Raw genomic sequence first — 12,136 nt, 5'->3', positions numbered from 1 at the left:
GGGGATGAAATATCCTAAAAGCTCCGGGGAATTTTCCTATATCGGATAGGGATTCTCCGGAGCTGCTGGTGTCAGAGGCCGGTTTCGTCCTGCATCCGGCGCAGGGCGTTATGGTAATCGTCTACCAGTTCCTGCATGACCTCGGCTACGGGCTGCAGGCGTTTGATTTGTGAGGCTATCTGGCCGATTTCGAGTTCGCCCTGGTAGATATCCCCTTCGAAGATGCCCTGTTTGGCACGTCCCCGTCCGAGGAGTTCCCGTATCTCGTCGGCGGTGGCGCCCCGTTGTTCGGCCGCTTCGATGTCGCGGTAGAAATCATTCTTCACCAGGCGGGTAGGAGCCAGCTGTTTCAGGGTGAGGATGGTATCTCCCTCGTTGAGTCGCAGGCAGCGGTCCTTGAAGGTGAAATGTGCCGAGCTTTCTTCGGTCAGGGCGAAGCGGGTACCTATCTGTACTCCGTCGGCTCCCAGGCAACGGGCAGCCAGGATGGCTTCGCCCGAGGCGATACCGCCGGCAGCGATGAGGGGGGTGGCACAGATGCGTTTCACGGCCGGTATCAGGCAGAGCGTTGTCGTCTCTTCACGGCCGTTGTGCCCGCCTGCTTCGAATCCTTCGGCAACGATGGCGTCTACACCGGCTTCTTCACATTTGGCGGCGAAACGCGAGGAAGATACCACGTGTGCCACCTTGATGCCGTGGTCGTGGAGGTATTCGGTCCACGTCTTCGGATTTCCGGCGGAGGTGAAGACAATCTGTACCTGTTCGTCGACGATAATCTGCATGATCTTGTCGATTTCGGGGTACATCAGGGGGACATTCACGCCGAAGGGGAGTGAGGTGGCCTGCCGGCATTTCCGAATGTGTTCACGCAAGGTTTCGGGATGCATGGACCCGGCTCCGATCAGACCGAGGCCGCCTGCCTGACTGACAGCCGCTGCCAGCCGCCAGCCGCTGCACCAGGCCATTCCGCCCTGGATGATGGGGTAGCGGATGCCAAAAAGATGACTGATTCTGTTCATTTTTGAGTGGGTTAAAGAAGTTTCAGTTGGTAAAGATGAGAAAAAAAAGTAATTTTGCCGCCAAAATATTCGTAAATTCTTCTAAAAACTAAACTTGTGTTATTGATTCAGTTTCTGGTCGTTTTAGCGGCTATCATTATCGGTGCCCGTTTGGGGGGCATCGGCTTGGGTGTGATGGGAGGTGTAGGTCTGCTCATTCTGACATTTGTATTTGGTCTTCAACCGACGACTCCTCCGGTAGATGTCATGCTGATGATTGCGGCGGTGATATCGGCGGCATCGTGTATGCAGGCAGCCGGCGGATTGGAGTATATGGTGAAGCTGGCAGAACGGATTCTGCGGAAGAATCCTTCGCGGGTGACTATCCTGAGCCCGCTCGTGACCTACCTGTTTACGTTTGTAGCCGGTACGGGGCATATCGCTTATTCGGTACTGCCGGTCATTGCCGAAGTGGCGCGTGAAACCCGTATCCGTCCCGAACGCCCGTTGGGTATCGCTGTCATCGCTTCGCAGCAGGCCATTACGGCCAGTCCCATCTCGGCTGCTACCGTGGCGCTGTTGGGGCTGTTGTCGGGCGCGCATTTCTCCTTGTTCGATATCCTGAAGATTTCTGTACCGGCTACGCTGGCGGGCGTACTGGTAGGGGCCTTCTGCTCGTTGAAAGTGGGAAAAGAACTGATGGACGACCCGGAATACCAGCGCCGGTTGAAGGAAGGTACGGTAGAGAATACGGCGGTAGAGACCACGGAGATACCGTGTATGTGGAAGGCCCGCTGGTCGGTTGCCCTCTTCCTGATTGCCACCTTCCTGATTGTATTGTTCGGTTCCATCGAATCGTTGCGTCCTACTTTCCTGGTGAACGGTGAGAGTGTACGTCTGGGAATGCCTGCCATCATCGAAATCGTGATGCTGAGCGTGGCGGCCCTCATCCTGCTGGTGACCCGCATAGACGGTATCCAGGCAGCCAAGGGTTCCATCTATTCGGCCGGTATGCAGGCGGTGATTGCCATCTTCGGTATCGCCTGGATGGGAGATACGTTCATCAACGGGAATCTGGCGCAGCTGACAGGCTCCATCGAACACATTGTGCAGGAAATGCCCTGGCTGTTCGGAGTAGCCTTGTTTGTGATGTCTATCCTGCTGTACAGCCAGGCGGCTACGGTGCGTGCCGTCATGCCGTTGGGCCTGGCGCTGGGTATCTCGCCGGCGTTGCTGGTGGCCTTGTTCCCGGCTGTCAACGGGTATTTCTTCATTCCGAACTATCCGACAGTAGTAGCCGCCATCAACTTCGACCGTACGGGTACGACGCGTATCGGCAAGTATGTATTGAACCATTCGTTCATGATGCCGGGGATGGTGGCTACGATTGTATCGATTGTGGTAGGTATGTTACTGATTCAGGTCCTGCTCTAGTTGGCAGAGGACATCATTCCTGGACATACTTCATGTAGGTTTCGTAGGAGATGTACCGTCCGCCCATCGATTTCAGGTGCGGCGTTTCGAACTGGCAGTCGATCAAGGCACCCCCGTGTTCCTCGAAGAAGCGGGCGAGGTGAATCAGTGCCAGTTTCGAGGCGCTGGGTACGCGGGAGAACATGCTCTCGCCGAAGAAACACCGTCCGATGGCTACTCCGTAGAGGCCTCCGACCAGCCGGTCTTCCTCCCATACTTCCACACTGGCCGCGAATCCCTGTTCATGCAGGGCCGTATAGGCCTTTATCATATCTTCGCCGAGCCAGGCTCCTTCTTCGTCTTTGCGCAGGTCGCCGCATGCCTTGATGACCCTGTCGAAAGCCTGGTTGAACGTGATGTCGTATTTTCCCTTGTTCATCAGGGTACGCATGGAGTGGGAGATATGGATTTCGGAAGGGAAGATGACAAACCGCTGGAGCGGGCACCACCATTCGATGACTCCCTGCCGGAAAGCATACCACGGAAAGATACCGTTGGAATAGGCCAGCAGCAGGCGGTCGACCGACAAGTCGCCTCCTACGGCCAGCAGCCCGTCCGGGTCGCCGTTATGCGGGTCCGGAAAAGCCAGTTCTTCAGTCAGTAGGAATACCATGGTTAAGCTTGTGTTTCAGATTTGATGTCCAGCGGTTGTAAGCCGAGGGATTGTCCGTCCCGGAGCACTACCTGTACCTGGCCGCCTTCCTTGAGGGAACCGAAGAGGATTTCTCGCATGAAGAGCGGTTTCAGGTGCGAAGCGATGGCGCGGTCCATTTCGCGGGCCCCGTATTCCAGGGTGAATCCCTTCTTCAGCAGCCATTGACGGGCTTCGGGGGTGAGCGTCATCCGTACGCGACGTGCTTCCAGTTTTCTGCCCAGTTCCCGGAGCTTCTTGTCCAGAATCAGTCCGGCCATTGTCAGGTCCATGTCGTGGAAAATGACGGTAGCCGACAGACGATTGATAAATTCCGGCTTGAAGGTCTTCTTCACCTGTTTCATCATGGCCTCTCCGGCGCTGACCAGGCCGGTGAATCCTACCGATGCCTGGCGGGCGTATTGCGCTCCGGCATTGGAAGTCATTATCAGGATGACGTGGCGGCAATCGGCTTTCCGTCCCTTGTTGTCGGTCAGGACGGCATAGTCCATCACCTGCAGCAGGATGTTGAAGATGTCCGGATGTGCCTTTTCGATTTCGTCCAGCAGCAGGACACAGTGCGGCGATTTCCGGAGGGCATCTGTCAGCAGGCCGCCGTCTTCGTAACCTACGTAACCGGCGGGTGAGCCAATCAGCTTGGCTACCGTATGTTTCTCGGTGTATTCACTCATGTCGAAACGGACGAGCGGGATGCCCAGTTCGTTGGCCAGTACTTTGGTCACTTCGGTCTTACCGACTCCAGTAGGTCCTACAAACAGCAGGCTGGCCAATGGCTTGTTGTCGTCCAGCAGGCCGGCTTTGGCCAACTGTACCGCTTCTACTACCTGTGTCACCGCTTCGTCCTGTCCGTAAATCTGGCTTCCGATGCGTTCCTGCAACGTCTCCAGGTTCGCGTTGTCGTCTTCCTTCATCGACAGGGCATCCACCTTACACATCCGTGCCAGTACATCGGTGACCAAAGCCTTGTCTACCCGTTGCACGTCGGTGTCTGTGGGGTGGATTTCGCGGTAGGCCCCTGCTTCGTCCATCAGGTCGATGGCCTTGTCGGGCAGGAAACGGTCGCTGATGTAGCGTGCGCTTGCCTTTACGGCATACGGAATCACATCGTCCTCGTAGATGACCTGATGGAACGCCTCGTATTTCTCCTTCAGCCCTTCGAGGATGCGGATGGTCTCGTCGATGCCGGGTTCCAGAATATCAATCTGCTGGAAGCGGCGGACCATTCCCTTGCTGCGGGCGAAGTAACGGTTGTATTCATCGTAGGTGGTAGAGCCGATGAAACGGATTTCGCCGCCTTCCAGGTACGGCTTGAGCATGTTCGAGGCATCCATCGAACTGTCGCCGGTCCGTCCGGTGCCCACCAGGTTGTGGATTTCGTCGATGTAGACGATGGCATTCCCTTCCTTGCGGATACCTTCCATAATCATCTTCAGCCGTTTTTCGAAGTCGCCTCTGAATTGTGTCCCTGCCAGCAGGCCTCCCAGGTCGAGGGCATAGATGCGGGCATGCTGCAGGCGTTCCGGCACATCGCCGCTTTCGATGCGGGCTGCCAGTCCGTAGGCGAGGGAAGTCTTTCCGACACCCGATTCGCCGACGTGGAGCGGGTTGTTCTTTTCCTTGCGGCACAACACCTGAATGGTGCGTTCCAGTTCGGCTTCACGGCCTATCAGCGGGTTATGCTCGTCCAGGGTATCGTTCAGGCAGGTGACGTAGTTGCGCCAGGCCTCCTGTCTGGAGTTTTCTTCCTCCTGTCCGTGGTCCCAGTTCTCGTCGTATGCCTGATAGGCGGCAATCAGTTCCTGCATGAATTCGGTCTCTTCGCCGTTCAGTTGTGTCTTCAGCAGGTGTGCCGCCCATGATTCCTGCTGCTGCAGCAATCCCTGTATCAGGTGCGGGATATCCATGCTTTCGGCGTTGGAGTCCTTGACCTGCATGTAGGCGATGTGGACAATCTCATTCATCTGGCCGGAGAGTTCCAGCCGGTAGTCGATGCCTTCGGGCACTTTCTCCACTTCCTCCTGGAAGAACTGTTCCAGTTTCAGCCAAAGCTGTCGGTGGTCGATGTCGAAAGGTTCGAGCGCTACCCGGAACGGCTCCTGTTCCAGCAAGGCATACAGCAGGTGTTCGGGAAGCAGGAACTCGTGGCGTTCCCGTGTGGCTTTCTTCTGGGCCTGATTGAAGGCCTTCTCTACAAAAGGGGTGCTTGAAATACTCATAAGTCTAAAGAATCAGTTTTCTTCGGGTTCTACGGTAAGTCGTAAAGGAAATCCTTCTTCGCGGGCCATGCGTGTGGCTTTCTGTACTTTCGACGTGGCGATGTCGTACGTATAGATGCCCACTACGGCCGACTGGCTCCGGTGTACCTGCAGCATGAGCGTTTCGGCTTCGGCAGGCGATTTGAAGAAAACCGTGGTCAAAATTCTGACGACAAATTCCATGGTGGTGAAGTCGTCGTTATAGATAATCACTTTGTATCGGCGGGGTTCCCGTAAATCCGTACGTTCCCGCTCTTTGATTGAAGCTTGTTCTTGTCCCATAATGGGAACAAATGTACAAAAAAATCCCATGCCGTTCACCGGACCGGGATGAATTTTCTGTGCGGGGATGCGAGTATCTCATCTTTTGTTGTATTTTTGTGTCCTTGAAAAAAGCGGGGCGTTCCTGAGTGAGGCCCCGGCATTATAACCGATATACAATGAAGACATTTCAGATACCAGATTTGGAGAATCCGGAATTCCGGAAAACAGTGCTCCAGAAGATAGACGACCTGACCAAGCCGAAGGGCTCGTTGGGACGCCTGGAAGAACTTGCCGCACAGGTGTGCATGATTCAGCATACCTTGTTCCCGCATTTGAACCGTCCGTACAACCTCCTGTTCGCTGCCGACCATGGCATTGTGGATGAGCAGGTAAGCGCATCGCCCAAAGAGATTACCTGGCAGCAAATCAGTAATTTCCTGCACGGAGGTGCCGGTATCAACTACCTCTGCCGCCAGCACGGTTTCCAGCTGATGATTGTAGATTCAGGTGTGGATTATGACTTGCCTGCCGGAAGAGGTATCGTTGATATGAAAGTGCGGCGGGGTACCCGGAATTTCCTGCACGAGGCTGCCATGACGGAAGAGGAATTGGACTTGTGCCTGGAACGGGGAGCGAAATGTGTGGATTTGGCGCATGCTAATGGCTGTAATGTGGTCAGTTTCGGTGAAATGGGCATCGGGAATACATCGGCCTCTTCCATGTGGATGACTTGTCTGACCGGTATTCCGCTGGAACAATGTGTGGGAGCCGGAAGCGGACTGCAAGGAGAACGGCTGGCTCATAAATACGAAGTGCTCCGCCGTTCGCTGGACCGCATCGGAGGGACGCTGTCGCCCGTCGAAGTGATGTGCCAGTTCGGAGGCTATGAGATGGTGATGGCCGTGGGAGGCATGCTCCGTGCGGCGGAACAGCAGATGGTGATACTGGTGGACGGTTTTATCATGACCAACTGCCTGCTGGCTGCCTCGAAGCTGAATCCTCTTGTGCTGCAATATGCCGTATACGGGCATCAGGGAGACGAGAGCGGCCATAAGCTGGTGCTCGATTACCTGCAGGCCCGTCCGCTGCTGAACCTGGGGCTTCGCCTGGGTGAGGGGAGCGGTGCTGTCTGTGCCTATCCCATCCTCGACTCGGCAGTGCGGATGATGAATGAGATGGATACCTTCGGTCATGCTTCCATCACGAAATACTTCTGACCCATGCTTGATAATGTTCTGGCAGCCTTCATGTTCTTTACCCGCCTTCCGTTCTGGAAGCTGAAGACCGTTCCGCAGGAATGCTTCAAACACGTGGTGGCTTATTGGAGTCTGAGCGGGTGGCTGACCGGTGGGTTGATGGCATTGTCCTGCTGGGGGTTATTGTATCTGTTTCCGGCTCCGGTAGCGGTTATCGGGGCTTTGATAGTCCGTCTCTTGGTTACCGGAGCCTTGCACGAAGACGGGCTGGCCGATTTCTTCGACGGGTTCGGAGGTGGACGTGACCGGGAGAGTACACTCCGTATCATGAAGGATTCCTTCATCGGAAGTTACGGGGTTATCGGACTGATTCTGTATTACCTGCTGGGTGTGAGTCTGCTGCTGGCTTTACCGGTCCAGGTGCTTCCGGTGGTTCTCGGGTGTGCCGACCCCTTTGCCAAGTATGTGGGCTGCCACATTCTCCGTGAACTTCCTTATGCCCGGAAAGAGGCCGAGAGCAAGGCCAAAGTGGTGTACGACCGTTTTACCTGGAAAGAAATGGTGGCCTCAGCCTTGGGGGGATTGCTCCCGCTGGTGTCCCTGCCTTTATCCTACAGCTGGATGCTTATCGGACCGGTGGTGGTCTTCTTCCTGCTGATACACTTGTTTCGCTCCCGGTTGGGCGGCTATACCGGCGACTGCTGCGGCGCCTTGTTTTTATTGGCTGAACTCTCCGCCTGGATGGGGGCAGCGATTGTTACACATTTTATGGAATAAATCAACATGAAAGTCTATTTAATCAGACATACTTCCGTGGATGTAGCTCCCGGAACCTGTTACGGACAGACCGATGTACCGCTGAAGGCGAGTTTCGAGGAAGAGGCGGCTGTCTGCAAGTCCCGTATCGAAGGATTGGTGTTCGATAAGGTCTATACCAGTCCGTTGTCCCGTTGCACCCGGCTGGCCGCTTTCTGCGGTTATCCCGGTGCCGAGCGGGATGACCGGCTGAAGGAAATCAACTGCGGCAAGTGGGAGATGAAGCGGTACGATGATATCTCCGACCCCCGTCTGCGGGAGTGGTACGACGATTACCTGCACGTTCCCGCTACCGGCGGTGAATCGTTCATGGACCTGCTTCATCGGGTATCTTCCTTCCTCGAGGAGTTGAAGCAGCATCCGTATGAACAGGTGCTGATTTTTGCCCACGGAGGCGTGCTTATCAGCGCACAGGTCTATGCAGGAGTGATAAAGCCTGAGCAGGGATTTGACGCGATTTCGCCATACGGAGGCATGGTGGTGATAGACCTTTAGGGCCTTCCCTGTGAAAAAATCGGATGGAAAAGCTGGTTTTTTGCAAAGAAATTCTAACTTTGTAATCATCATCCGGAGGGGAAGAGTTACCATTTTTAAATCTGATTAGTATGAAAAGATTACTAGAACGAAGCCTGTTGGGACTGACACTGTGTACGTTCCTGTGTGCCGGTTGTTCCGGTGGAAACAAAAAACAGGTTGCCGAAAACCCTGATGTGAATGAAATGAAAACAGACGATGGACTGAAAACCCTGCAAGTGAGTGATGTGAATGTAACCTGGATACAGGACAATGCCGAGGACAAACTGATGCCTGTATCCCTGTTTCCTGACGCTTCGCAGGAACTGATAGAGAGCTTGTCGCTGCAAGCCGGAATTCCTTCATCGGTCAGTGTCTTCCTGGTAGAGACCGACAGCCTCCAGATTCTTTTCGATACCGGACTGGGAGCGCCGGCCGGGCAGTTGCAGGAACGCCTGAAACGTCTGGGCATTGCTCCGGAGGATATCCACTATCTCTACCTTACCCATTTCCATGGCGACCATATCGGGGGCATGATGCAGGGAGACAGTGTCGTTTTCCCCAACGCGCAGGTTTACGCTTCGAAGAAAGAATATGATGGCTGGATGAAGATGCCGGACGACAAGAAGGCTCAGGTGGTGAAAACCATGGATGCCTATAAGGACAGGCTGCATCTGTTTGAGTTCGGTGAAACCTTGCCCGGAAACGTCATCGCTTGTGATGCTGTCGGCCATTCACCGGGCCATACCGCTTATCAGGTGGGTACCTTGCTCGTAGTCGGTGATTTGATTCATGGCGCGGCACTGCAGATTCCACATCCGGAAATCTGTGCTACCTATGATATGGATAAGGAAGCAGCCATCCAGTCACGAAAGAAATACCTGCAGGAAGTGGACGAGAACCAGTTCGTCATGGCAGGTATGCACTTGCCGGCACCGGGGCTGAAATAATTAAAAGTTAAAAATTAAAAGTTGAAATTCGGCTCTTGGGTAAGTTGACAAGGTACTTGGTTTTATGGGAGTGATGGAGGTGTCCAGCGCATACATGAAGCCTTGAATATGAAGTTTCTTGGTATGTTGATGTAATACCAATGTATACATCAACATACTCGAGAACTTACAAAAAACTTTACCGGTTCGGATTATTCAGGATAATCAGGGCCGCTATGACACCGGGAATCCAGCCGCAGAGGGTCAGGATAAGGACAATCAATACGGAGCCGCAACCCTTGTCGATAACTGCCAGCGGCGGGAAGATGATGGAGAGGATTACTCGGAATATAGACATGTTCAATGCGTTTGAATCGGTTGATGATGAATGTAATGACTTGCTTATTCCAGACAGGCGTCCAGATCACGGGTCAGCTGTTCCTTATCCAGGTGCTGTCCGATGAAGACAATCTTCTGCATGCGGTCGCCGTATTTCTCGTCCCAGTCACGCAGCAGTCCCGGTTCTTCCTGCATCAGCTTGATCAGTTCTTCCTCTGAGGCTGTAGCGTACCAGAGTCCGGCCTGTGAGAGCTGTTTCTGTCGGCCTGCCTGTTCAAAGAGGATGGACATGTCGCGGTTGTTGCTGAAATAGCATACTCCTTTGGCACGGATGACGTTCTTGGGCCATTGGGTTGATACGAAGCGGTCGAATTTCAGCAGGTCGAAGGCCGGTCGGCGGTAATACACGAAGGTACCGATACCGTATTCTTCCACTTCCCCTCCTTCGTGGTGGTGATGGTGGTGGTGATGTCCGTGTTCTTCCCCTTCATGTTCCTCATGCTCATGATCATGATCGTGTTCATGCCCATGGTCGTGATGGTGTTCCTCTTCCTCGTGTTCGTGGTGATGTCCGTGGAGGTGTGCTTCCTTTTCCTCTTCTTCGGTAACCTGTTTTTCGATTTCGCGAATCCATCCGGCCGAGGTGGCTGTCCGTGTGAAGTGGAAGAGATGGGTGTGGATGAGCTTGTCCAGTTCCACGTTGCCATAGTCACATTCGATGATTTCCGCTCCCGGCTGGAGGGTATGGATGATGTGACGGATGCGCTCCCGTTCGGCCGGTTCCACTTCCGAGGCCTTGTTCAGCAGCACAAGGTTGCAGAATTCTATCTGTTGGATGATAAGGTTCTCGATGTCTTCTTCGCCGATGTCCTGGCGGGTCAGGTCGTCGCCGCAGGCAAATTCACTCTGCAGGCGGAGTGCGTCGACAACGGTTACGATGCAGTCCAGACGGGCGGTTCCGTAACGGGTGTAGGCTTCTCCCATGCTCGGGATGGAGCAGATGGTCTGCGCAATCGGTTCCGGCTCGCAGATACCGCTGGCTTCGATGACGATGTAGTCGAAGCGGTTCATCTTCAGGATATCGTTCAGTTGTTCCACCAGGTCCATCTTCAGGGTGCAGCAGATGCATCCGTTCTGGAGCGCTACCAGGCTGTCGTCTTTCTTGCCCACGATGCCTCCTTTCTGGATAAGGTCGGCATCGATGTTCACTTCACCGATGTCGTTCACGATGACGGCGAACTTGATGCCCCGTTCGTTGGAAAGGATGTGGTTTACCAGGGTTGTTTTCCCGCTACCCAGATAACCGGTCAGGAGTAGTACGGGTGTTTCTTTTGTTTTCATCATATCGAAGTTTTTTTCTGTTTCTATGGTTGGACACAGGGAATTCCTGCGCTCCGGCAAAGGTACGCTTTTTATCGGTTCGCCGGTTATGTGGATGGCTGGTTTTTCTGACAGGATGATGAAGAAACGGGGAGGGGAGCCGATGGAACAAGACAGATACAACCGAAGATTAGCTCCTCGGTTGTGTCTGCTTGCGTGCGCAATACCGTTCGCACTGCGCACAGATGTCATATCCCAACATCGCCCCCAGGATGAAGTCTTCTTCGGGTGTCAGCTGGTTCAGCGGACGCGTTACCATGTGCCGGATAGCCCGGATGCATTCCGCACGTCCGAAGAACAGGTTGATGCTGTTCTCGGTGACCGGCTGTATCACGAAGGCGATGTGCTGGCTCTTCAGGCGGGCTACGGCAAATGCCTCGTATTTGCGGTTGACCGTATAGAGCACCATGCGGCGCACTCCTTTCTTGTATTCGTACACATGGTTCAGAAAAACCTTCAGGTCGGCTGGGTGGATGTCGGGAGAGGATGTCATCGTGTGTTAACTATGGGTTCTACAAAAGAGCGGTTTGTTGAATCAGAGGCTGTGCTTCAGTTCGTCTGCCCAGGCCTGGATGCGTCCGGCAGTCTTGGCGCTTTCATTCACATCGTCCAGGGCAAGACCGACAAAGGTACCGTCTACCACAGCGATGGAGCTGGAGAAGGTGTAGTCGTCTGTACTGACCCGGTTGCCCAGGAAGGTACATCCCGAGTCTTTCAAGTCTTCGTACAGGATACCCATGCCGTCGCAGAAGGTGTCGCAATAAGCTTCCGAATCGCCGCAGCCGAAGAGGGCGACGGTTTTTCCGTTCAGGTCCGCCTGCTTCAGTACCTTGATGCCGTCGTACCAGTCATCCTGTAATTCGCCGTCTCCCCAGGTGGACGTCCCGAGAATCAATACATCGTAGGCGGATACCAGTGCATCCGTCAGCTTGTCTGCACTGTGTACGTCATTGTCTGATACGCCTAAACATGTTGCCAACTGGTTGGCCAGGCTTTCGCAGGTTCCGGTGGTGGAACCGTAGATAATTCCGATTTTTTTCATTTTCTATTCATTTGTTGGTTTGTGAAGGCAAAGGTAGATGGTATCTTCCTTCTGTGAAATACCTATTTGTAGGGGTTTTTGAATCGGACCCGTATCCCCATTTGTAGGGAGAGGAAGTCTTGCCTCGCGTTCAGACTTTGCACAGAAAGCGGTCAATTGTTGAGGTTCATACAGGAATGGCGTATGAGGTTTCCTTTCCTGACCGGGTATATCTTATATGTGGCTGACGAACCCCTGGAAACGAATCTGCGAAACCTCGTCGGTGATATTTTTCTGTCG

General features: G+C 54.0%; 13 protein-coding genes. 5 read left to right on the top strand and 8 right to left on the bottom strand.

The window, feature by feature from the left end; genetic code table 11:
* Positions 1–71: 71 nt before the first annotated feature.
* Positions 72–1,019, bottom strand: a complete 948-nt coding sequence (locus C510_RS0105770) for an NAD(P)H-dependent flavin oxidoreductase (RefSeq protein ID WP_018710391.1) — start codon at positions 1,017–1,019, stop codon at positions 72–74.
* Between the two features lie 96 nt (positions 1,020–1,115).
* On the opposite strand from C510_RS0105770, the gene C510_RS0105765 reads away from it, so the two are divergent.
* Positions 1,116–2,432 carry an anaerobic C4-dicarboxylate transporter family protein gene (locus C510_RS0105765; RefSeq protein ID WP_022340060.1) on the top strand — a complete coding sequence of 439 codons (1,317 nt, stop codon included), beginning with the start codon at positions 1,116–1,118 and terminating at the stop codon, positions 2,430–2,432.
* Positions 2,433–2,445: 13 nt separating this feature from the next.
* Here the strand turns inward: C510_RS0105765 and aat are convergent, their stop codons facing one another.
* The 3 genes from aat to C510_RS0105750 are packed head-to-tail and all read right to left on the bottom strand — an operon-like array spanning position 2,446 to position 5,660.
* A complete protein-coding gene (gene aat / locus C510_RS0105760; RefSeq protein WP_018710389.1) occupies positions 2,446–3,084 on the bottom strand; it encodes a leucyl/phenylalanyl-tRNA--protein transferase in 639 nt (212 codons plus the stop codon).
* A gap of 2 nt (positions 3,085–3,086) precedes the next feature.
* On the bottom strand, positions 3,087–5,339 hold the full coding sequence (locus tag C510_RS0105755; RefSeq protein ID WP_018710388.1) for an AAA family ATPase: 2,253 nt from the start codon (positions 5,337–5,339) through the stop codon (positions 3,087–3,089).
* A 12-nt stretch (positions 5,340–5,351) separates the two neighbouring features.
* Positions 5,352–5,660 (bottom strand): ATP-dependent Clp protease adaptor ClpS, encoded by a 309-nt coding sequence (locus C510_RS0105750; protein WP_022340062.1) that lies wholly within the window; start codon positions 5,658–5,660, stop codon positions 5,352–5,354.
* 158 nt (positions 5,661–5,818) lie between these two features.
* Here C510_RS0105750 and cobT point away from each other — a divergent pair, with 158 nt between their 5' ends.
* From cobT to C510_RS0105730, 4 genes are all read left to right on the top strand, one after another.
* The gene (cobT, locus tag C510_RS0105745) at positions 5,819–6,859 is read left to right on the top strand and encodes a nicotinate-nucleotide--dimethylbenzimidazole phosphoribosyltransferase (RefSeq protein WP_025892565.1); all 1,041 of its coding nucleotides are present in this window, start codon (positions 5,819–5,821) and stop codon (positions 6,857–6,859) included.
* 3 nt (positions 6,860–6,862) lie between these two features.
* The gene (locus tag C510_RS0105740; RefSeq protein ID WP_018710385.1) at positions 6,863–7,615 is read left to right on the top strand and encodes an adenosylcobinamide-GDP ribazoletransferase; all 753 of its coding nucleotides are present in this window, start codon (positions 6,863–6,865) and stop codon (positions 7,613–7,615) included.
* 6 nt (positions 7,616–7,621) lie between these two features.
* Positions 7,622–8,149 carry an alpha-ribazole phosphatase gene (gene cobC, locus C510_RS0105735; RefSeq protein ID WP_018710384.1) on the top strand — a complete coding sequence of 176 codons (528 nt, stop codon included), beginning with the start codon at positions 7,622–7,624 and terminating at the stop codon, positions 8,147–8,149.
* A 110-nt stretch (positions 8,150–8,259) separates the two neighbouring features.
* Positions 8,260–9,117, top strand: coding sequence for an MBL fold metallo-hydrolase (locus C510_RS0105730; RefSeq protein ID WP_025892567.1), 858 nt, complete (start codon positions 8,260–8,262; stop codon positions 9,115–9,117).
* Positions 9,118–9,295: 178 nt separating this feature from the next.
* Here the strand turns inward: C510_RS0105730 and C510_RS17025 are convergent, their stop codons facing one another.
* From C510_RS17025 to fldA, 4 genes are all read right to left on the bottom strand, one after another.
* A complete protein-coding gene (locus C510_RS17025; RefSeq protein WP_018710382.1) occupies positions 9,296–9,454 on the bottom strand; it encodes a YqaE/Pmp3 family membrane protein in 159 nt (52 codons plus the stop codon).
* Positions 9,455–9,498: 44 nt separating this feature from the next.
* On the bottom strand, positions 9,499–10,776 hold the full coding sequence (locus C510_RS0105720; RefSeq protein WP_025892568.1) for a GTP-binding protein: 1,278 nt from the start codon (positions 10,774–10,776) through the stop codon (positions 9,499–9,501).
* 169 nt (positions 10,777–10,945) lie between these two features.
* Complete coding sequence (locus C510_RS0105715) at positions 10,946–11,308, bottom strand: DUF2023 family protein (protein ID WP_018710380.1); 363 nt, start codon at positions 11,306–11,308, stop codon at positions 10,946–10,948.
* A 42-nt stretch (positions 11,309–11,350) separates the two neighbouring features.
* Positions 11,351–11,857 carry a flavodoxin FldA gene (gene fldA, locus C510_RS0105710; protein WP_018710379.1) on the bottom strand — a complete coding sequence of 169 codons (507 nt, stop codon included), beginning with the start codon at positions 11,855–11,857 and terminating at the stop codon, positions 11,351–11,353.
* Positions 11,858–12,136: the final 279 nt, after the last annotated feature.

Source organism: Phocaeicola barnesiae DSM 18169 = JCM 13652 (genome assembly GCF_000374585.1).
Classification (GTDB): domain Bacteria; phylum Bacteroidota; class Bacteroidia; order Bacteroidales; family Bacteroidaceae; genus Phocaeicola; species Phocaeicola barnesiae.
The sequence above is the reverse complement of the archived record's forward strand: the minus strand, read 5'-3'. Positions and strand labels throughout refer to the sequence as shown.

Bases quoted from the DNA above. Each gene is read 5' to 3' on its own strand.
- C510_RS0105715 (WP_018710380.1), bottom strand. From the start codon at position 11,308: ATGACATCCTCTCCCGACATCCACCCAGCCGACCTGAAGGTTTTTCTG.
- C510_RS0105770 (WP_018710391.1), bottom strand. From the start codon at position 1,019: ATGAACAGAATCAGTCATCTTTTTGGCATCCGCTACCCCATCATCCAG.
- cobC (WP_018710384.1), top strand. From the start codon at position 7,622: ATGAAAGTCTATTTAATCAGACATACTTCCGTGGATGTAGCTCCCGGA.
- fldA (WP_018710379.1), bottom strand. From the start codon at position 11,857: ATGAAAAAAATCGGAATTATCTACGGTTCCACCACCGGAACCTGCGAA.
- cobT (WP_025892565.1), top strand. From the start codon at position 5,819: ATGAAGACATTTCAGATACCAGATTTGGAGAATCCGGAATTCCGGAAA.
- C510_RS0105755 (WP_018710388.1), bottom strand. From the start codon at position 5,339: ATGAGTATTTCAAGCACCCCTTTTGTAGAGAAGGCCTTCAATCAGGCC.
- C510_RS0105720 (WP_025892568.1), bottom strand. From the start codon at position 10,776: ATGAAAACAAAAGAAACACCCGTACTACTCCTGACCGGTTATCTGGGT.
- C510_RS0105730 (WP_025892567.1), top strand. From the start codon at position 8,260: ATGAAAAGATTACTAGAACGAAGCCTGTTGGGACTGACACTGTGTACG.
- aat (WP_018710389.1), bottom strand. From the start codon at position 3,084: ATGGTATTCCTACTGACTGAAGAACTGGCTTTTCCGGACCCGCATAAC.
- C510_RS0105740 (WP_018710385.1), top strand. From the start codon at position 6,863: ATGCTTGATAATGTTCTGGCAGCCTTCATGTTCTTTACCCGCCTTCCG.
- C510_RS0105750 (WP_022340062.1), bottom strand. From the start codon at position 5,660: ATGGGACAAGAACAAGCTTCAATCAAAGAGCGGGAACGTACGGATTTA.
- C510_RS17025 (WP_018710382.1), bottom strand. From the start codon at position 9,454: ATGTCTATATTCCGAGTAATCCTCTCCATCATCTTCCCGCCGCTGGCA.